The sequence below is a fragment of the Micromonospora sp. NPDC047548 genome, from assembly GCF_040642975.1.
GTDB lineage: Bacteria > Actinomycetota > Actinomycetes > Mycobacteriales > Micromonosporaceae > Micromonospora.
Genome location: NZ_JBEYTI010000007.1, coordinates 12,001 through 30,961 on the forward strand (window position 1 = coordinate 12,001; position 18,961 = coordinate 30,961).

General features: G+C 71.6%; 14 protein-coding genes. 12 read left to right on the forward strand and 2 right to left on the reverse strand.

Annotated features, from left to right (window positions below; all coding sequences use genetic code 11):
* Positions 1–44 precede the first annotated feature (44 nt).
* The 11 genes from nuoE (at position 45) to ABZ807_RS09770 (ending at position 14,363) form a co-directional block, all read left to right on the forward strand.
* Positions 45–1,046, forward strand: coding sequence for an NADH-quinone oxidoreductase subunit NuoE (gene nuoE, locus ABZ807_RS09720; RefSeq protein ID WP_357154833.1), 1,002 nt, complete (start codon positions 45–47; stop codon positions 1,044–1,046).
* The gene (nuoF, locus tag ABZ807_RS09725; protein WP_357154835.1) at positions 1,043–2,359 is read left to right on the forward strand and encodes an NADH-quinone oxidoreductase subunit NuoF; all 1,317 of its coding nucleotides are present in this window, start codon (positions 1,043–1,045) and stop codon (positions 2,357–2,359) included. The genes nuoE and nuoF overlap by 4 nt, the downstream gene beginning before the upstream one ends.
* A complete protein-coding gene (locus tag ABZ807_RS09730; RefSeq protein WP_357154837.1) occupies positions 2,359–4,869 on the forward strand; it encodes an NADH-quinone oxidoreductase subunit G in 2,511 nt (836 codons plus the stop codon). Before nuoF ends, ABZ807_RS09730 begins: the two co-directional genes overlap by 1 nt.
* Before the next feature lie 61 nt (positions 4,870–4,930).
* Positions 4,931–6,283: an NADH-quinone oxidoreductase subunit NuoH gene (nuoH, locus tag ABZ807_RS09735; protein WP_357154839.1), complete on the forward strand. Its 1,353-nt coding sequence runs from the start codon at positions 4,931–4,933 to the stop codon at positions 6,281–6,283.
* 1 nt (position 6,284) lies between these two features.
* Positions 6,285–6,941, forward strand: coding sequence for an NADH-quinone oxidoreductase subunit NuoI (gene nuoI / locus ABZ807_RS09740; protein WP_357154841.1), 657 nt, complete (start codon positions 6,285–6,287; stop codon positions 6,939–6,941).
* Positions 6,938–7,708: an NADH-quinone oxidoreductase subunit J gene (locus ABZ807_RS09745; protein WP_357154842.1), complete on the forward strand. Its 771-nt coding sequence runs from the start codon at positions 6,938–6,940 to the stop codon at positions 7,706–7,708. Before nuoI ends, ABZ807_RS09745 begins: the two co-directional genes overlap by 4 nt.
* A gap of 58 nt (positions 7,709–7,766) precedes the next feature.
* Positions 7,767–8,066 (forward strand): NADH-quinone oxidoreductase subunit NuoK, encoded by a 300-nt coding sequence (gene nuoK / locus ABZ807_RS09750; protein WP_088959269.1) that lies wholly within the window; start codon positions 7,767–7,769, stop codon positions 8,064–8,066.
* Positions 8,067–8,078: 12 nt separating this feature from the next.
* Positions 8,079–10,040, forward strand: coding sequence for an NADH-quinone oxidoreductase subunit L (gene nuoL / locus ABZ807_RS09755; RefSeq protein ID WP_357154844.1), 1,962 nt, complete (start codon positions 8,079–8,081; stop codon positions 10,038–10,040).
* Positions 10,041–10,104: 64 nt separating this feature from the next.
* A complete protein-coding gene (locus ABZ807_RS09760) occupies positions 10,105–11,637 on the forward strand; it encodes an NADH-quinone oxidoreductase subunit M (RefSeq protein WP_357154847.1) in 1,533 nt (510 codons plus the stop codon).
* Positions 11,634–13,187, forward strand: coding sequence for an NADH-quinone oxidoreductase subunit NuoN (gene nuoN, locus ABZ807_RS09765; RefSeq protein WP_357154849.1), 1,554 nt, complete (start codon positions 11,634–11,636; stop codon positions 13,185–13,187). Before ABZ807_RS09760 ends, nuoN begins: the two co-directional genes overlap by 4 nt.
* A 90-nt stretch (positions 13,188–13,277) precedes the next feature.
* A complete protein-coding gene (locus ABZ807_RS09770) occupies positions 13,278–14,363 on the forward strand; it encodes a polyprenyl synthetase family protein (RefSeq protein WP_357154851.1) in 1,086 nt (361 codons plus the stop codon).
* Between the two features lie 77 nt (positions 14,364–14,440).
* Here ABZ807_RS09770 and ABZ807_RS09775 read toward each other — a convergent pair whose 3' ends face one another.
* The gene (locus ABZ807_RS09775) at positions 14,441–15,625 is read right to left on the reverse strand and encodes an MFS transporter (protein ID WP_357154854.1); all 1,185 of its coding nucleotides are present in this window, start codon (positions 15,623–15,625) and stop codon (positions 14,441–14,443) included.
* 156 nt (positions 15,626–15,781) lie between these two features.
* On the opposite strand from ABZ807_RS09775, the gene ABZ807_RS09780 reads away from it, so the two are divergent.
* Positions 15,782–16,564, forward strand: a complete 783-nt coding sequence (locus ABZ807_RS09780) for a helix-turn-helix domain-containing protein (RefSeq protein ID WP_357154856.1) — start codon at positions 15,782–15,784, stop codon at positions 16,562–16,564.
* A gap of 124 nt (positions 16,565–16,688) precedes the next feature.
* Here ABZ807_RS09780 and ABZ807_RS09785 read toward each other — a convergent pair whose 3' ends face one another.
* On the reverse strand, positions 16,689–18,815 hold the full coding sequence (locus ABZ807_RS09785; RefSeq protein WP_357154857.1) for a PhoX family phosphatase: 2,127 nt from the start codon (positions 18,813–18,815) through the stop codon (positions 16,689–16,691).
* Positions 18,816–18,961: the final 146 nt, after the last annotated feature.

Consider the following 18,961-nt stretch of genomic DNA (forward strand, 5'->3'; position numbering starts at 1 on the left):
AGTGAGCTTGCGAGCCCCACAGTCGCGAACGGAAGGCGGCTCTGATGAGTGTTTTCACTGACGCGACGCGCGAGCGGGCGCGGGAGATCATCGCCCGCTACCCGGCCGACCGGTCCCGGTCGGCGCTGCTGCCGCTGCTGCACCTGGTGCAGTCCGAGGAGGGCTACGTCTCCCCGGCCGGCGTCGAGTTCTGCGCCGAGGTGCTCGGGCTGAACAAGGCCCAGGTCGGCGCCGTGGCGACCTTCTACACCATGTACAAGCGCAAGCCGACCGGCGAGTACCTGGTCAGCGTCTGCACCAACACGATGTGCAACGTGCTCGGTGGCCAGGAGGTCTACGACACCCTCGCCGAGCATCTGGGCGTCGGGCACGACGAGACCACCGCCGACGGGAAGATCACCCTGGAGCACGCCGAGTGCCTCGCGGCCTGCGACTACGGCCCGGTGATGACCGTCAACTACGACTTCTTCGACGGCGTCGACCCGCAGGGCGCGCTCGGGGTGGTCGAGGAGCTGCGCGCCGGCGGCCGGCCGATGCCGACCCGGGGCGCCCGGCTCTGCACGCTGAAGGAGATGTCGGTGCAGCTCGCCGGCTTCGCCGACGAGCGCGCGGGAGCGGTCGCCGACGGTGGGCCGGGCGAGCCGACCCTGCGCGGCCTGCGCCTGGCCGAGCAGCACGGCATCTCGGTACCCGGCTTCGACCCGAACACCCCGATCAAGAGCACGGCGCAGGCCGACCAGGCCGCGGCGAAGGCGAAGGCCGCGCCGGCGCCCGCCCCGAACGGCAACGGCGCCAAGCCGGGTACGCCCGGCAACGCCGCCAAGCCGGGTACGCCCGGCAACGCCGGCCCGGCGGACACCACCGCCCCGGCGCCGCGCGGCGCGCGGGAGGCGGAGGCCGCCGGCGCGGCGGCCAACCCGCCGGCCGGCGACGGCAAGCCCGCCGGCGACGAGGCCGGTGCGCAGGAGCGCAACCTCAAGGAAGCGTCGTCGGGCGCCGCTGGCGCGAGCCCGGCGGTCGTGAGCGAAACGGGGGGCCAGAAGTGACCACGCCTCGGCCGGAGACGCTGGCCAAGCTCACGCCGGTGCTGGCCAAGCGCTGGCTGTCGCCGGACGCCTGGCGGATCGGCACCTACGAGAAGCTCGACGGCTACGCGGCGCTGCGCAAGGCGCTCAAGGCGCACCCGGACGACCTGATCCAGCTGATCAAGGACTCCGGCCTGCGCGGTCGCGGTGGCGCCGGCTTCCCCACCGGTCTCAAGTGGGGGTTCATCCCGCAGGGTGACGGCAAGCCGCACTACCTGGTGGTCAACGCCGACGAGGGCGAGCCGGGCACCTGCAAGGACCTGCCGCTGATGACGCACGACCCGCACTCGCTGGTCGAGGGCGTGATCATCGCGTCGTACGCGATCCGGGCCAACCTGGCCTACATCTACATCCGCGGCGAGGCGGTGCACGCCGCGCGCCGGCTGCGCAACGCCGTGCAGGAGGCGTACGCCCAGGGCTACCTCGGCCGGAACATCCAGGGCAGCGGCTTCGACCTCGACCTGGTGGTGCACTCCGGCGCCGGGGCGTACATCTGCGGTGAGGAGACCGCGCTGCTGGACTCGCTGGAGGGCTTCCGGGGCCAGCCCCGGCTGCGCCCGCCGTTCCCGGCGACCCACGGCCTGTACGCCAGCCCGACCGTGGTCAACAACGTCGGCACCATCGCCAGCGTGCCGTACATCGTGCTGGGCGGCGCGGACTGGTGGAAGACCATGGGCACGGAGAAGTCCTCCGGCCCGATGATCTACTCGCTCTCCGGCCGGATCGCCAACCCGGGCCAGTTCGAGTGCTCGATGGGGATCACCCTGCGCGAGCTGATCGAGCTGGCCGGCGGCATGCAGCCCGGGCACAACCTGCGGTTCTGGACGCCGGGCGGATCGTCGACGCCGCTGCTGACCGCCGAGCACCTGGACGTGCCGCTGGACTTCGAGGGGGTGGCGGCGGCCGGCTCGATCCTGGGCACCACGGCCACCCAGATCTTCTCCGACCAGGACTGCCCGGTCTATGCGACCTACCGGTGGCTGGAGTTCTACCACCACGAGTCGTGCGGCAAGTGCACCCCGTGTCGCGAGGGCAACTACTGGATGGTCCGGGTCTACCGGCGGATCCTGGCCGGTCAGGGCACCCACGAGGACCTGGACACCCTGCTCGACACCTGCGACAACATCCTGGGCCGCTCGTTCTGCGGCCTGGGCGACGGTGCGACCAGCTCGGTGACGTCGTCGCTGAAGTACTTCAAGCAGGACTACCTCGACTACATCGAGGGACGTACCGCGCCGAAGCTGTCGGACAAGCAGCTCGTGGGAGCCCACTGATGACTGACGTAGCCAAGCAGACCGAGACGGTCACGCTCACCATCGACGGCGTCGAGGTCACCGCCCCCAAGGGCGCCCTGCTGATCCGGGTCGCCGAGCAGCTGGGCACCGAGATCCCGCGCTTCTGCGACCACCCGCTGCTGGCCCCGGCCGGCGCCTGCCGGCAGTGCCTGGTCGAGGTGGAGGGGCAGCGCAAGCCGGTCGCCTCCTGCACCCAGACCGTCGCCGACGGCATGGTGGTGCGCACCCAGCTCACCTCCCCGGTCGCCAAGAAGGCGCAGGAGGGGGTCATGGAGCTGCTGCTGCTCAACCACCCCCTCGACTGCCCGATGTGCGACAAGGGCGGCGAGTGCCCGCTGCAGAACCAGGCCATGTCGACCGGCCGCACCGACTCCCGGTTCCACGAGCACAAGCGGGAGTACGAGAAGCCGATGGCGATCAGCACCCAGGTGCTGCTCGATCGCGAGCGCTGCGTGCTCTGCCAGCGCTGCACCCGGTTCTCTGAGGAGATCGCCGGCGACAAGTTCATCGACCTGATGGGCCGGTCGTCCGCCGAGGAGATCAACATCTACCGGGACGACGCGTACGGCGAGGAAGGCGACGCCGGTGACGTGCCGTTCAACTCCTACTTCTCCGGCAACACCGTGCAGATCTGCCCGGTGGGCGCGCTGACCGGCGCGCAGTACCGGTTCCGGGCCCGCCCGTTCGACCTGGTCTCCAGCCCGAGCGTCTGCGAGCACTGCTCAGCCGGCTGTGCCCAGCGCACCGACTGGCGGCGGGGCAAGGTGCTGCGCCGGCTGGCCGGCGACGACCCGGCGGTGAACGAGGAGTGGAACTGCGACAAGGGCCGGTGGGGCTTCCAGTACACCCGCGCCTTCGACCGGCTCACCACCCCGCTGGTCCGCGACGAGCACACCGGTGAGCTGCGCGAGGCGTCCTGGAGCGAGGCGCTGACCCGGGCCGCCGACGGGCTGCGCGCCGCCCGGGACTCCGGCGAGGGCACCGCGGTGCTGACCGGCGGCCGGCTGACCGTCGAGGACGCCTACGCGTACGCGAAGTTCGCCCGGATCGCGCTGCACACCAACGACATCGACTTCCGGGCCCGGCCGGTCTCCCGCGAGGAGGCCGACTTCCTGGCCAGCACGGTCGCCGGGGCCACCGAGGTGACCTACGCCGACGTGGAGAAGGCGTCCGCGGTGGTGCTGGTCGGTCTGGAGCCGGAGGAGGAGTGCCCGATCCTCTTCCTGCGGCTGCGCAAGGCGTACCTGAAGAAGAAGCTGACGGTCTACGCGATCGCCCCGTTCGCCACCCGTGGCCTGGAGAAGCTCGGCGCCAAGCTGGCCCGGGTGGTGCCGGGCGAGGAGGCGAGCGTGCTCGCCGAGCACGACACGGTGGCCGAGGCGCTCGGCGCCGAGGGGGCGATCCTCTTCGTCGGCGAGCGGTTGGCCAGCGTGCCGGGCGCGCTCTCCGCCGCCGCGGACGTGGCCCGGCGTACCGGCGCGAAGCTGGCCTGGGTGCCGCGGCGCGCGGGTGACCGCGGCGCGGTCGACGCGGGCTGCCTGCCCAACCTGCTCCCCGGCGGGCGTCCGGTCATCGAGCCGGCCGCCCGCGCCGAGCTCGGCGAGACCTGGGACATCCCGGCCGGGGTGATCCCCAGCCAGGCCGGGCGGGACACCGACCAGATCATCGCGGCGGCCGCCAACGGCCAGCTCGGTGCCCTGGTGGTGGCCGGCGTTGACCCGGCCGACCTGGCCGACCCGCGCCTGGCCGAGCAGGCCCTGGACGCGGTGCCGTTCCTGGTCAGCCTGGAGCTGCGTAACTCGGCGGTGGCCCGCCGGGCGGACGTGGTGTTCCCGGTTGCCCCGGTGGTGGAGAAGGCCGGCAGCTTCCTGGACTGGGAGGGCCGGCTGCGCACCTTCGAGGCGGTGCTGCACACCGCCGCGATGACCGACGGCCGGGTGCTGGACGCCCTCGCCGCGCAGCTCGACGTCCCGCTGGGCACCGGTGACGTGCCGAGCGTCCGCCGCGAGCTGGGCGGGCTGCCGCCGACCCGGGTGCAGCGTCCGGCCGCGCCGTCCGTCGCGCCGGCCGCGTTGCCGCAGCCCGGTGCCGGCGAGGCGGTGCTGGCCACCTGGCACCAGCTGATCGACCTGGGCAGCCTCACCGACGGCGACGAGCACCTCGCCGGTACCGCCCGCCCGCCGGTGGTCCGGCTGGGCAAGGGCACCGCGGAGGCGCTCGGCGTCGCCGACGGCGACCCGGTGACGGTGGGCACCGACCGGGGGGCGCTGACCCTGCCGGCGGAGATCACCGAGATGCCGGACGACGTCGTCTGGCTGCCGACCAACTCACCCGGTTCGACCGTCCGGCGCAGCCTCGGCGCGACGTCCGGCACGGTGGTACGGATCGCTGCCCACCGACCGACAGGTCCGGGCTCGACCGCTCCGGTCGCCGCGGACGCGGCGGGCGGCCCGGGTCCCCTCCTCAACACCGCTGGGGGTAAAGGGTGAGCGCGAGGAGTGAACGAGCGCAGCGAGTGAGCCCCGCAGTCGCGAACGAAAGGTGGGCAGAGTGAACGCGCTCTACCTGGCGCAGGACCCGACGCTGGCCGACTTCGGCAATGACCCGTGGTGGCTGGTCCTCGGCAAGATCGTCTTCGCGTTCGTCTTCGGTCTGCTCGCCACGCTGCTCGGCGTCTGGTTCGAGCGGCGGGTCGTCGGCTACATGCAGGTCCGGCCCGGCCCCAACCAGGTCGGCCCGTTCGGTCTGCTGCAGACCCTCGCCGACGGCATGAAGATGGCCTTCAAGGAGGACATCCTGCCGCGGACCGCCGACAAGGTCGTCTACTTCTTCGCGCCGACCATCTCGGTGATCTGCGCGGTCACCGCGCTGTCGGTGGTGCCCTTCGGCCCGATGGTCAGCATCTTCGGCCACTGGACGCCGTTGCAGGTCACCGACGTGCCGGTGGCGGTGCTGGTGCTGTTGGCCTGCTCCTCGATGGGCATCTACGGCATCGTGCTCGGCGGCTGGGCCTCTGGCTCGACGTACCCGCTGCTGGGCGGCCTGCGCTCCACCGCCCAGATGATCTCGTACGAGGTCGCGATGGGGCTGAGCATCGTGGCGGTGTTCATGACCGCCGGCACGATGTCGACCAGCGGGATCGTCGCCGCCCAGGGCCACGGCACCCAGCTGACCGTCTTCGGTACCGAGATCCCGGCCCCCGGCTGGTACGCGATCCTGCTGCTGCCCAGCTTCATCATCTTCTTCATCGCCACCGTCGGTGAGACCAACCGGGCGCCGTTCGACCTGCCCGAGGCCGAGTCCGAGCTGGTCGCGGGCTACATGACGGAGTACAGCTCGCTGAAGTTCGCGCTCTTCATGCTCTCCGAGTACGTCGCGATGGTGACCATGTCCGCGGTCACCACGACGCTCTTCCTCGGCGGCTGGCGGGCGCCCGCCCCGATCACCACCTTCTGGGCCGGCGCCAACTCCGGCTGGTGGCCGATGCTCTGGTTCTTCGGCAAGGTGCTGATCCTGGTCTTCGTCTTCGTCTGGCTCCGGGGCACCCTGCCCCGGCTCCGCTACGACCAGTTCATGCGCTTCGGCTGGAAGGTCCTGCTCCCGATCAACCTGGTCTGGATCCTGGTCCTGGCCGGGCTGCGCTCGATCGAGGACTGGCAGTCGCGGGACCGGCTGTTCGCCACCGCCATCGGCGCGGGCGTGCTGCTGCTGGTGACGCTCTTCTGGCCGAGCCGCCGGCCGGAGCCGAAGCCGACCGTGCAGGAACAGGTCAACAGTCGGCCGTACGGCAGCTTCCCGCTGCCCCCGATGGACCTTCAGGTACCACCGAGCCCGCGCACCAAGCGCGTGGTCGCCGAGCGGGAGCCGGCCAACATCGCCGGCTCGGACTCCAGGGAGGTGTGACGTGGGCGCGATCACCGGAACGTTCAAGGGCTTCGGGGTCACCTTCTCGCACATGTTCAGGAAGGTCGTCACCACCGACTACCCGTTCAAGCCGCCGGTTTCGGCGCCGCGCTACCACGGGCGGCACATCCTCAACCGGCACCCGGACGGCCTGGAGAAGTGCATCGGCTGCGAGCTGTGCGCCTGGGCATGCCCGGCGGACGCGATCTACGTCGAGGGTGGCGACAACACCGACGAGCAGCGCTTCTCGCCGGGTGAGCGGTACGCCAGCGTCTACCAGATCAACTACACCCGGTGCATCTTCTGCGGGCTCTGCATCGAGGCATGCCCGACCCGTTCGCTCACCATGAGCAACGAGTACGAGCTGGCCCGGGACAACCGGCAGGACCTGATCTTCACCAAGGAGCAGCTGCTCGCGCCGCTGCTGCCGGGGATGGAGCAGCCGCCGCACCCGATGCGGCTGGGCGACAGCGAGAAGGACTACTACGTCGGCGCGCTGGAGAACCCGGGCACCTCGGCCGGCGCCGAGCACTCCGCCAACAACCCGGACCGGTACCAGGTGGAGGCGCACCCCGGTGTGACCCTCCCCGGCGCCGAGCAGGCGGCTCAGCGGGCCGGGGCCAACGGGTCCGCAGCGGGCAAGGGAGCGGGAGCATGACCACGCAGACGGTGCTCGCCGCGGCGGGCCAGGTGTCCGGCGGCGAGGAGGTCACCTTCTGGATCCTCGCCCCGCTGGCGCTGATCGGCGCGATCGGCATGGTCTGGGCCCGCAGCGCCGTGCACTCGGCGCTCTGGCTGGTGCTGACCATGCTCTGCCTGGGCGTGTTCTACGTGCTCCAGGCGGGCCCGTTCATCGGCATGGTGCAGATCATCGTCTACACCGGCGCGATCATGATGCTCTTCCTCTTCGTGCTGATGCTGGTCGGCCGGGACGCCACCGACTCGCTGATCGAGACGCTGCGCGGCCAGCGGGTCGCCGCGGTGCTGCTCGGGCTCGGCTTCGCCGGCCTGGTCGGCACCGGCCTCCACCGGGCGCTGCACGGGGTCACCGCGGTCGGCCTGGAGCAGGCCAACGCCGAGGGGAACGTCCAGGGCATCGCCCGGCTGCTGTTCACCAAGTACGTCTTCGCCTTCGAGCTGGCCTCCGCGCTGCTGATCACGGCGGCCGTCGGCGCGATGGTGCTGGCGCACATCGAGCGGCGCCGGGAGGACAAGATGGACCAGGTCGCCACCATGAAGGCGCGGTTCCGCCCCGGCAACTACCCCGGCCCGAAGCCCGGGCCCGGCGTCTACGCCACCTCCTCCTCGGTGGCCACCCCGGCCCGTCTGCCCGACGGCCGGCTGACCGACCGGAGCACCCCGGCGATCCTCTCGCAGCGCGAGCTGACCGCCGAGGAGACCTCACTGAAGGGGACAGACCGGTGAGCGCGAGGAGTGCAGCGAAGCGGAGCCCCGCAGTCGCGAACGAAAGGCAGGCTCGGGCATGACCCCGGACTACTACCTGATCCTCGCCGCGGTGCTCTTCACCATCGGCGCCGTCGGCGTGCTCGTCCGGCGCAACGCGATCGTGCTGTTCATGTGCGTCGAGCTGATGCTCAACGCGGCCAACCTGACGCTGGTCACCTTCAGCCGGATCAACGGTGACCTCAACGGCCAGATCATGGCGTTCTTCGTGATGGTGGTGGCCGCGGCCGAGGTCGTGGTCGGGCTCGCGATCATCATGTCGATCTTCCGGACTCGGCGCTCCGCGAGCGTCGACGACGCCAACCTGCTCAAGTACTAGAGGGGCCCTCCGGTGGATGAGATTCTGACGTACGCCCAGGCAGAGCCGGTTGGCGCCGTCACCTACGCTTCGGCGAGTGGTCTGCTGGGCAGCGTCTGGCTGCTGGTGGCGATCCCGCTGGTCAGCGCGGCGATCCTGCTGCTGCTCGGCCGGCGGGCCGACCGCTGGGGGCACTGGCTCGGCGTGGCCGCCATCGGCGCCGCGTTCGTGCTCGGGCTCGGCTACTTCTTCCAGCTCCGCGGTCTGGACAACAAGTCCGTCGAGCTGAGCCTGTGGGACTTCATCACGGTGGGCAACCTGAAGGTGGACTTCGGTCTGCTCTTCGACCCGCTGGCCGCGGTCTTCGTCCTGCTGATCACCGGGGTGGGTTTCCTGATCCACCTCTACGCGGTCGAGTACATGGCGCACGACGAGGGCCGGCGGCGGTTCTTCGGGTACTTCAACCTCTTCGTCGCCGCGATGCTGCTGCTGGTGCTCGGCAACAACTACGTGATGCTCTACTTCGGCTGGGAGGGCGTCGGCCTGGCGTCGTACCTGCTGATCTCCTTCTGGTACGGGCGGCCGAGCGCGGCCACCGCCGGCAAGAAGGCGTTCCTGATGAACCGGGTCGGCGACGCCGGCCTGGCGATCGGCATCTTCATCATGTTCGCCACCCTCGGCACCACCCAGTACGACGAGGTCTTCACCGGCGTCGGCGCGTTGACCAGCGGCACGGTGCTGGCACTGGGCCTGCTGCTGCTGCTCGGCGCGACCGGCAAGTCCGGCCAGTTCCCGCTCCAGGCGTGGCTGCCGGACGCGATGGAGGGCCCGACCCCGGTGTCGGCGCTCATCCACGCCGCCACGATGGTCACCGCGGGCGTCTACCTGATCGCCCGCTCCAACCCGATCTTCACGGCCAACTCGACGCTCCAGTTGGTCGTGGTGAGCGTCGGCGCGCTGACCCTGCTGATCGGCTGCGTCATCGGCGCCGCCAAGGACGACATCAAGCGGGTGCTGGCCTGGTCGACGGTGAGCCAGATCGGCTACATGTTCGTCGGCGTCGGCCTCGGTGGTGGCGCCTACGCGCTGGCCATCATCCACCTGCTGGCGCACGGCTTCTTCAAGGCCAACATGTTCCTCGGCGCTGGCTCGGTCATGCACGGCATGAACGACCAGGTGGACATCCGCCGCTTCGGTGGGCTGTCGAAGCACATGAAGATCACCTGGATCACCTTCGCCATGGGCTGGCTGGCGATCATCGGTATTCCGCCGCTCTCCGGCTACTTCTCCAAGGAGCCGATCATCGCGGCGGCGTTCGAGCGGGAGGGCTGGACCGCCTGGCTCTTCGGCGGCGCCGCACTGCTCGGCGCCGGGCTGACCGCGTTCTACATGACCCGGCTCTTCGTGCTCACCTTCCACGGGCCGAAGCGGTGGACCGAGGACATCACGCACCCGCACGAGTCGCCGAAGCTGATGACCATCCCGCTGATCCTGCTCGCGGCCGGTTCGGTGCTGGCCGGTGGCCTGATGACGTGGAACGACGGGGTGGTCTCCTGGCTGACCCCGGTGCTCGGCGCAGAGGCCGGCGGCGAGGCGCACGGGGTGCTCTCCCACTCCGTGATCACGATCCTGTCGATCCTGGTCACCGTGGGCGGCGCCGGGCTGGCCTGGGTGCTGTTCCGCAACGGCACGGCCACCGCGCCTCAGCCGGCCGGCGTGCTGGTCACCGCGGCCCGGCGCAACCTCTACACGGACGCCGTCAACGAGGCGGTCTTCGAGAAGCCGGGCATCTTCCTCACCCGGGCGCTGGTATTCCTCGACAACCGGGGTGTCGACGGGCTGGTCAACGGCCTCGCCGCGGCGGTCGGCGGTGGCTCGGCTCGGCTCCGGCGGCTGCAGACCGGTTTCGTCCGGTCGTACGCGACGTCCATCCTCACCGGCGCGCTGCTCGTGGTGGCGGCGTTTCTGGCCGTGCAGGCGGGGTGGCTGGCGTGATCGACCTCTTCCCGGCCGCCCCCGCCGGCGGACCATGCAGTGACGACGGAGGTAAGGCCGAATAATGTCCAACTTCCCGTTCCTCTCGGTGCTGACCGTGGCACCGCTGGTCGGCGCCCTGGTGGTGGCCTTCCTGCCGCGCCGCCGGCCGGAGCTGGCCAAGCAGGTGGCGTTCGGCTGGTCGCTGCTGGTGCTGGCGCTCTCCGTGGTCATGTGGTTCACGTTCCAGGCGGACGGCGACCGGCTCCAGTTCCGTGAGTCGTACCCGTGGATCCCGACCTGGGGCGTCAGCTTCACCTTCGCGGCCGATGGCATCGCGCTGGTCATGCTGATGCTGATCGCGGTGCTGGTGCCGCTGGTGATCCTGGCGTCCTGGCACGACGCGGAGGCGTCGAAGCGGTCGGTGCCGGTCTACTTCGCCCTGCTGCTCGTCCTCGAGTGCACGATGATCGGCGTCTTCGCCGCCGCCGACGTCTTCCTGTTCTACGTGTTCTTCGAGGTCATGCTGGTGCCGATGTACTTCCTGATCGGCAGCTACGGCGGCCACCAGCGGCAGTACGCGGCGGTGAAGTTCTTCCTCTACTCGCTCGTCGGCGGTCTGTTCATGCTCGCCGCGGTGATCGGCCTCTGGGTGGTCGGCGGGAAGACCTTCGACTGGCAGGCGCTGACCCAGGTGGACATCTCCACCGGCACCGAGCGCTGGCTCTTCCTCGGCTTCTTCCTCGCCTTCGCGATCAAGGCGCCGTTCTTCCCGTTCCACACCTGGCTGCCGGACGCCGGTGGCGCCGCCCCGGCCGGAGCCGCCGCCCTGCTGGTCGGCGTGCTCGACAAGGTCGGCACCTTCGGCATCCTGCGGTACTGCCTGCCGCTCTTCCCCGAGGCGTCGAAGTGGTTCGCCCCGTGGGCGCTGGCGCTGGGCCTGATCGGCATCATCTACGCGGCCCTGCTCGCGGTCGGCCAGTCCGACCTCAAGCGGCTGGTGTCGTACACGTCGATCGCGCACTTCGGCTTCATCGGCGTCGGCATCTTCGCCTTCACCACCCAGGCCGGCACCGGCGCGGTGCTCTACATGCTCAACCACGGGCTCGCCACCGGCCTGCTCTTCCTGGTGGTGGGCATGCTGATCGCCCGCCGCGGCTCGGCCCTGATCAAGGACTTCGGCGGGGCGGGCAAGCTGGTGCCGCTGCTCGCCGGGGTGCTCTTCTTCGCCGGTCTGGCCTCGCTGGCGCTGCCCGGCACCGCGCCGTTCGTCTCCGAGTTCCTGGTGCTGATCGGCACCTTCACGGTGAACAAGCCGGTCGCGGTGATCGCCACGCTCGGCATCATCCTGGCCGCCGCGTACGTGCTCTGGATGGTGCAGCGCACCACGCAGGGCACGCTCAACCCGGAGCTGACCGAGGTCGAGGCCATGCGCCGTGACCTCAGCCTGCGCGAGAAGGTCGTGGTCGCACCGCTGATCGCCCTGATCGTGCTGCTCGGCTTCTATCCCAAGCCGGTCATCGACGTCATCAACCCCGCCGTCCAGGCGACCATGAACGACGTCGGCCGGACCGATCCCGCCCCGACGGTCGGCAGCGTCCAGGAGGCCGCAAAATGACCGAGCTGAAGTTGCCGTCGATCGACTACGCGGCGCTCGCTCCGATCCTGATCATGCTCGGCGTAGCCCTGCTCGGGGTGCTGGTGGAGGCCTTCGTGCCGCGCCACCGCCGGCATGTCGTGCAGCTGTCGCTCGCCCTGCTGGCGGTGCTCGCCGCGCTGGTGATGGTGGTCCTCAACGCCGACAACCGGCTGATCACCGCCGGTGGGGCGATCGCGGTGGACGGCCCCACGCTCTTCCTCCAGGGCGCCATCCTGGTGCTCGCCGCGATGGCGCTGCTGCTGATCGGCGACCGTACGGTGGAGCGCGGCGGGGCGTTCGTCGCCCAGGCCGCGGTCACCGCCGAGTCGGCCGACGACCGGCGGCAGGCCGAGGGGAGCAACGGCGCCACCGAGGTCTACCCGCTGACCGCCTTCGCGATCGGCGGCATGCTGATCTTCGTGGCGGCGAACGACCTGCTGACCATGTTCATCGCGCTGGAGGTCTTCTCACTGCCGCTCTACCTGCTCTGCGCGCTGGCCCGTCGCCGGCGGCTGCTCAGCCAGGAGGCGGCGATGAAGTACTTCCTGCTCGGGGCGTACGCGTCGGCGTTCTTCCTGTTCGGCGTGGCGCTGATCTACGGCTTCACCGCCGGGATGCCGGGCCGGTCGGCCGGCGTCGACTTCGCCACCGTGCACGCCGCGGTGAAGGAGTCGCCCGCCAGCCAGGTGCTGCTCTTCGCTGGCATGGCGCTGCTCGCCATCGGCCTGCTCTTCAAGGCCGCCGCGGCGCCGTTCCACGTCTGGACCCCGGACGTCTACCAGGGGGCCCCGACGCCGGTCACCGGTTTCATGGCGGCCTGCACCAAGGTGGCCGCGTTCGGCGCCCTGCTGCGGGTGTTCCACGTGGCGTTCCCGGACGCCGCCTGGGACTTCACCCCGGTCCTCGGCGTGGTCGCGGTGCTCACCATGCTGGTCGGCGCGGTGCTGGCGGTCACCCAGACCGACATCAAGCGGCTGCTGGCGTACTCCTCGATCGCCAACGCCGGCTACCTGCTCGTCGGCGTGCTCGCGCCGACCGGCGAGGGCGTCTCCGGCACGATGTTCTACCTGGCCGCGTACGGCTTCTCGGTGCTCGCCGCGTTCGCCGTGGTGACCCTGGTCCGGGACGCGGACGGGGAGGCCACCCACCTGTCCCGCTGGGCCGGGCTGGGCCGCCGGTCGCCGTTCTACGCCGGGATCTTCACCTTCATCCTGCTGGCCTTCGCCGGTATCCCGCTGACCAGCGGCTTCACCAGCAAGTTCGCGGTCTTCGGCCCGGCGCTGGAGAGCGGCCACGCCTGGCTGGTGGTGGCGGGCGTGCTGACCAGCATGGTGCTGGCCTTCCCGTACCTGCGGGTCGTGGTGATGATGTGGCTCTCCGAGCCGGGCGAGAGCACCCCGACCGTCACCGTGCCGGGCGGGCTGACCGCGACCGCGCTCATGATCGGCGTGGTGGCCACCCTGGTCCTGGGCGTGGCGCCGGCCCCGCTGCTCGACCTGGCCACGGACGCCGCAACGTTCGTACGGTGAGGCGATTCCCCAAGGACGCGGGGCCGGTGCGCTTGGCGCGCCGGCCCCGCGCCTGTATCCCCGCCCCGGAGCAGGTCGAACGGGTGTGGCATGGTTGATGGCGTGGTGAATCCGGCTGGCGAGCGTTCAGGTGCCGTCGGCTCCGGCGGTCGTCGGAGCCGGGCGGGCACGAGTCAGTTCGGCGCGCTCGGCGTGCATCTCGCCGATCCGCGCGTCGAGGCCTCCGTGCTGGGCGTACTCGACGCCGTCGAGGTCGAGCTGCGGGCCAGCGTGGCCAGCGCCGACCCGTTCGTCACCGAGGCCGCCCGGCACCTCGTGGAGGCCGGCGGCAAGCGGTTCCGGCCGGTGCTGGTGGCGCTGGGCGCGCAGTTCGGCGACCCGGCGAAGGCGCAGGTCGTCCCGGCCGCCGTGGTGATGGAGCTGACCCACCTGGCGACGCTCTACCACGACGACGTGATGGACGAGGCGGCCGTGCGGCGGGGCGGCCCGAGCGCCAACTCCCGCTGGACCAATTCGGTGGCGATCCTGGTCGGCGACTACCTCTTCGCCCGTGCCGCGGACCTCGCCGCCGACCTGGGCCCCGAGGCCGTCCGTCTCCAGGCGCGCACCTTCGCCCGGCTGGTGCACGGGCAGATCGCCGAGACCGTCGGCCCCCGGGCCGGCGAGGACCCGGTCGCGCACTACCTGCACGTCATCGCCGAGAAGACCGGTTCGCTGATCGCCACCTCGGCCCGCATCGGCGGCATGTTCAGCGGTGCGTCCGCAGAGCACACCGAGGCACTGGGGGGCTACGGCGAGACCATCGGGGTGGCCTTCCAGCTCTCCGACGACCTGCTCGACATCGCCAGCGAGTCGGTGCAGTCGGGCAAGACGCCCGGCACCGACCTGCGCGAGGGCGTGCCGACGCTGCCGGTGCTCTACGCCCGGGCGGCGGACGACTCCGACGCCGCCTCGGTGCGGCTGCGGGAGATCCTGGCCACCGGCCCGCTGGTCGATGACGCGCTGCACGCCGAGGCGCTCGGCCTGCTCCGCGAGTCCCCGGCGCTCAAGCGGGCGCGGGAGACCGTCCGCAGCTATGCCGAGGAAGCCCGGTCGCAGCTCGCCCCGCTTCCGCAGAGCCCGTCCCGCACTGCCCTCGAATCCCTCTGCGACTACATCGCCGACCGCACCAGCTGACCGGGGCACCTCTCCCCGAGCGGAACCCACGGCGATGCTGTCGCGGCGGACGGCGACCGTGGCGGCACCGACAGGATTCAGCCCCGGCGAGTCAGCATCCGGCTGCCGAGCAGCATCAGGGCGGCGGCGGCGAGCATGGCCACGGCGGAGGTCAGCCACATCGCGGGGTAGCCCGCCGCGGCGGCGGTGGCGCCGAGGGCGAGCGGGCCGAGGCAGCCGCCCGCGTACACCCCGGTCTGGGTGATCGAGGTGGCGGCGGCCGGGGCCTGCGGGTGCAGCTTGACCACGGCGAAGTTCATCAGCCCCGGCCAGGCCCAGCCCAGGCCGAAGCCGAGCACCACGCCGACCACCAGCGGCACCGCGCCGCCCACGGCGAGCAGCCCCAGCCCGGCCGCGCCCACCACCAGCATCCCGGCGATCACGGCCACGTGCCCCTCGGCCCGCCGGTCGGCGAGCCAGCCCGCCCCGACCCGGGCGGTGACGCAGACCGCGCTGCCCAGGGTGAGGGTCAGCCCGGCCAGCCCCGGCCCGAGGCCGCGCGCCACCGACGAGTCCACCACGAAGGTGCCCAGCGCGTTGGCGGCCGCCGCCGCCAGCGTCGCGGCCACGCCGACCACCACCAGGGCCGTGGTCGCCCGCCCGCCGCGCGCCCCGGCGGCCTTCCCGGCCGGTCCGGCCTCCCCGGCGGGTACGGCGGGCAGGGCGGCCAGCGCGACCCCGGCGGCGGCCACGAACGCCCAGCGCCAGCCGGCGGTGAGCGCGATGGTGGGCACCGCCGCGCCGGCCAGCAGGGTGGAGACCGGGATGGCCGCCTGCTTCACCCCGAACGACAGGCCCTGCCGCCGGGCCGGGACGTGCCGGGCCAGCGCCGCGTTGCTGGCGAGCTGCCCGAGCGCGTTCGCCGTGGCGCTCAACCCGAGCAGGGCCACCAGCACCGGGTACGACCGGGCGAACACCGCGATGGCGAGCAGGCAGCCGGCGGCCAGCAGGATGCCGACGCGGGCCACCACCGTCGGGCCGTACCGCTCGACCAACCGGCCCGACGGCACCGAGGCCAGCGCGCTGATGCCGAAGTAGACCGAGACGGCCAGACCCAGCCCGGCCGGGGAGAAGTCGAGGTCGTCACCCATCTGCACGGCCAGGCCGCCGAGGAGGAAGACCGGCAGGACCGAGGCGATGGTGGTGGCGATGGCGCCGGCGCCGGCCCGAAGCGGGGGTACGGACGGCCGGCTCGGCGAGGGGGTGAGCGCGGTGTCGGTCATGGTCTGGCCAACCTACGTGAGTCCGATTCCCGACGACCCGGCGTGTCGGAGCGATACACGCCACGTGCGGACTGATCTGGCATCCTCGACCCGAACGGGCGTTCCGTCCCCAGGCGGTTTTTCATATGGTGTAAGTCCCCGGCCACGGAGGTGGTTGTGCGCGACCCCCTGGCGGAGCCTTCGGATCTCATCCGGAGCGTCTCCCGCGCGCTACGCGTGCTTGAGTCGGTCGGCCGCGCCCCCAAGGGGCTGACCGTCAAGCAGATCGCCCGGCGGTGCGAGCTGACCGTGGCCACCACCTACCACCTGGTCCGCACCCTCGCGTACGAGGGCTACGTGATCCGGCGCGAGGACGGCACGTACATCGTGGGGCTGGAGGTCGCCGACCGGTACCGGGAGCTGGTGACCGCGTTCCGGGGGCCGCCGGCGGTCGGGGAGACGCTGCGCCGGGCCGCCGCCGACACCGGCTGGAGCCACTACCTGGGCCGCTTCGTCGGCGGCCAGGTGGCGGTCACGGCGGTCGCGGAGGGGCCGCGCTCGCCGTACCTGGAAGACCTGGTCCCCGGCTTCGACGAGGGGGCGCACGCCACCGCGCTCGGCAAGAGCCTGCTGGCCACCCTCACCGCCGAGCAGCGCTTCCGCTACCTGCGCGAGTACGGCATGCGTCCGTTCACCACGGCCACCCTGACCAGCGTCGAGGCCTTCGAGGCGGACCTGGCCGCCGGGGACCGGCGCGGCATGCAACTGGAGCTGGGGCAGTTCCGGCAGGGGGTGGCCTGCGCCTCCGTGCTGGTCACCGCGGACAAGGACATGGAACGCCGGGTCGTGCTGGCCTGCGCGCTGCCGGCCGGCGAGATGATGACCTCCGCCCGGGTGGTCCGGGCCAAGCTGCTGATCGTCGCCCGCGCCGTCGCCGACGGCATCGCCGCCGAGGTCTGACCCTCCGGCCCGCCCCGCCCGCGAGCACCGCCGCCTCTCAAGCGCCGACCCCGACGACGAAGGGCCCCTCCCGTACCGGAGGGGCCCTTCGTGGCCGGTCCAGCGCCGGACCGGCCGGGTGAGGTCAGCTGCCGATCGGGCCGCCGTCCAGACGCCAGGTGACCACCACGCCCGGCTTGGCGTAGTCACCGTCCGGCCAGGTGGACGCCGGCTTCTCCACCGAGGCGCCGGTGATCTCACCGGGGTGCTGCACGGCCACGAAGACCGAGCGGTTGTCGCCGGTGATGAACGGGCCGCAGGCCTCGGCGCCGAACGGCACGGTGAGGAACTGCTTCAGGTGCCCCCGCTCCGGACCCTCGACCGCGGTGGCGAAGAGGCCGTCGTTGCTGCCCAGCGCGTTGCCGTCGGTGGCGATCCAGAGGTTGCCGGCGGCGTCGAAGGCGACGTTGTCCGGGCAGGAGATCGGCGAGACCTTGGTCTTGTCGTACCCGGCGAAGTAGGTCGACGGGTCGGCCGGGTTGCCGGCGACGATCGGCAGCGACCAGGCGAAGGCCTCCGCCGTGTTGTCGCTCCGATCCTCGACCAGCTCCAGGATCTGGCCGTGCTTGTTGAGGTTGCGCGGGTTGGCCTCGTCGGCCGGCGCCTTGCCCGGCTTGCCCCGGTCGGTGTTGTTGGTCAGCGCCACGTACACCTTGCCGGTGAGCAGGCTCGGCTCGACGTCCTCCGGCCGGTCCATCTTGGTCGCGCCGACCTTGTCGCCGGCGAGCCGGGTGAAGGTGAGCACGTCCGCGGCGGTCATCCCGTCGACGTACGAGCGGTTGCCGCTGACCAGCTTGATCCACCGGCCCCGGCCGTTGAACGCGCCGTCGGCGGGGAGCTTGCCCGAGCCGTCGATCTCGGCGGCGCTGGTCTGCTCGAGCTGCGCCACGTAGAGCGTGCCGGACTCCAGCAGGGTCAGGTTGTGCTTGCGGGCCACCCACGAGTCGCCCGGCAGGTACTTCTTGTCCGAGACGAACTTGTAGAGGTAGTCGAAGCGCTCGTCGTCGCCCATGTACGCGACCACGTGCCCGCTCTTGGCCACGATGACGTTGGCGCCCTCGTGCTTGAACCGGCCCAGCGCGGTGTGCTTGCGCGGGCGGCTCTCCGGGTCGAACGGGTCGATCTCCACGATCCACCCGAAGCGGTGCGCCTCGTTCGGGTGCTTCGCCAGGTCGAAGCGCTCGTCGGCCCGATCCCACTTGCGGCTGCCGCTGGGGTAGCGGGCGGTGGTGGTGATGCCGTAGCGGGCCAGCTTCGGCTTCAGCTCCTCCGGGGCGGCGTCCGCCCCGACGAAGTACTGGTTGAAGTTCTCCTCGCCGGAGAGCACGGTGCCCCACGGGGTGATCCCGCCGGCGCAGTTGTTCAGCGTGCCGACCACCGTACGACCCTTCGGGTCGGCGGCGGTCTGCAGCCAGGCCGAGCCGGCGGCCGGGCCGGTCAGGTCGAACTTCGTGCCCAGCGCGGTGACCCGCCGGTTGTACGGCCGGCGGCCGCCCTCGACCGGATGCCACTGCCCGGTGCCGTCGACCCGCTCCAGCTCCACCACGGACATGCCGTGCGCGGCCATCGCGGTGCGCAGCTGCTCCACGGTCAGCGCGTCGAGACCGGTGAAGCCGGGGAACATCAGGTCCTCGTTGGTGTACTCGTGGTTGACCACGAGCAGCGCCCGCTTGCCCTGCCGGTCCAGCGGCAGCACCCCGACGAAGTCGGTGTTGTAGCCGAACTGCTTCGCCTGCGCGGCGGCGTTCTGCCCGTGCAGGTCGAACTTCGGGGCGCCGGGGACCACCGCGTCGCCCCAGCGGATGACCACGGCGTGGTCGTACCCGTTGGGGACGACCAGGGCGTCGAGCTGGTTCGGCGGGATCGGCTTGAAGGTCAGCGCGCCGGAGCCGGTGGACGGCTGCGGGTGGCCGAAGTCGGTCACCTCGGGCACGACCGGCGTGCCGGGGGCGGCGGCGGCCGGGGCGGCCCCGGCGAGGGCGCCGGCGGCGGCGCCCCCGAAGCCGAGCACCAGCGCGCCGATGGCGCCGGCCCGGACCACGCCGCGCCGGGACACCTCGGCCTCGACGAGGTCACCGAAGTACGCGTTGTCGGAGGAGTTGGGCACCGGGTGGTCGCAGGCGTTGCCGCACCGGTACAGACAGGTCATCGCATCGCGGCTGCCGTGGCGGGTGGTGCCCAGCAACGGGAGCAGCCGGGGTCGGTCGCTCATGGAGGAGCCTCCTGGAAGCAGGTCGGTGGCACGTCGGATCACCCGACCGACGTGCGTACGGGCCGGACGCTGCCAGGGCACGGTGAGCGGTCGCCGGACTCGATGTGAACCGGATGTGAACACCGGTCGCAGGTGAACCGATCGGC

Coding starts and splice junctions, on each gene's coding strand:
- nuoE (WP_357154833.1), top strand. CDS start 45: ATGAGTGTTTTCACTGACGCGACGCGCGAGCGGGCGCGGGAGATCATC.
- ABZ807_RS09730 (WP_357154837.1), top strand. CDS start 2,359: ATGACTGACGTAGCCAAGCAGACCGAGACGGTCACGCTCACCATCGAC.
- ABZ807_RS09745 (WP_357154842.1), top strand. CDS start 6,938: ATGACCACGCAGACGGTGCTCGCCGCGGCGGGCCAGGTGTCCGGCGGC.
- nuoK (WP_088959269.1), top strand. CDS start 7,767: ATGACCCCGGACTACTACCTGATCCTCGCCGCGGTGCTCTTCACCATC.
- ABZ807_RS09760 (WP_357154847.1), top strand. CDS start 10,105: ATGTCCAACTTCCCGTTCCTCTCGGTGCTGACCGTGGCACCGCTGGTC.
- nuoN (WP_357154849.1), top strand. CDS start 11,634: ATGACCGAGCTGAAGTTGCCGTCGATCGACTACGCGGCGCTCGCTCCG.
- ABZ807_RS09770 (WP_357154851.1), top strand. CDS start 13,278: ATGGTTGATGGCGTGGTGAATCCGGCTGGCGAGCGTTCAGGTGCCGTC.
- ABZ807_RS09775 (WP_357154854.1), bottom strand. CDS start 15,625: ATGACCGACACCGCGCTCACCCCCTCGCCGAGCCGGCCGTCCGTACCC.
- ABZ807_RS09785 (WP_357154857.1), bottom strand. CDS start 18,815: ATGAGCGACCGACCCCGGCTGCTCCCGTTGCTGGGCACCACCCGCCAC.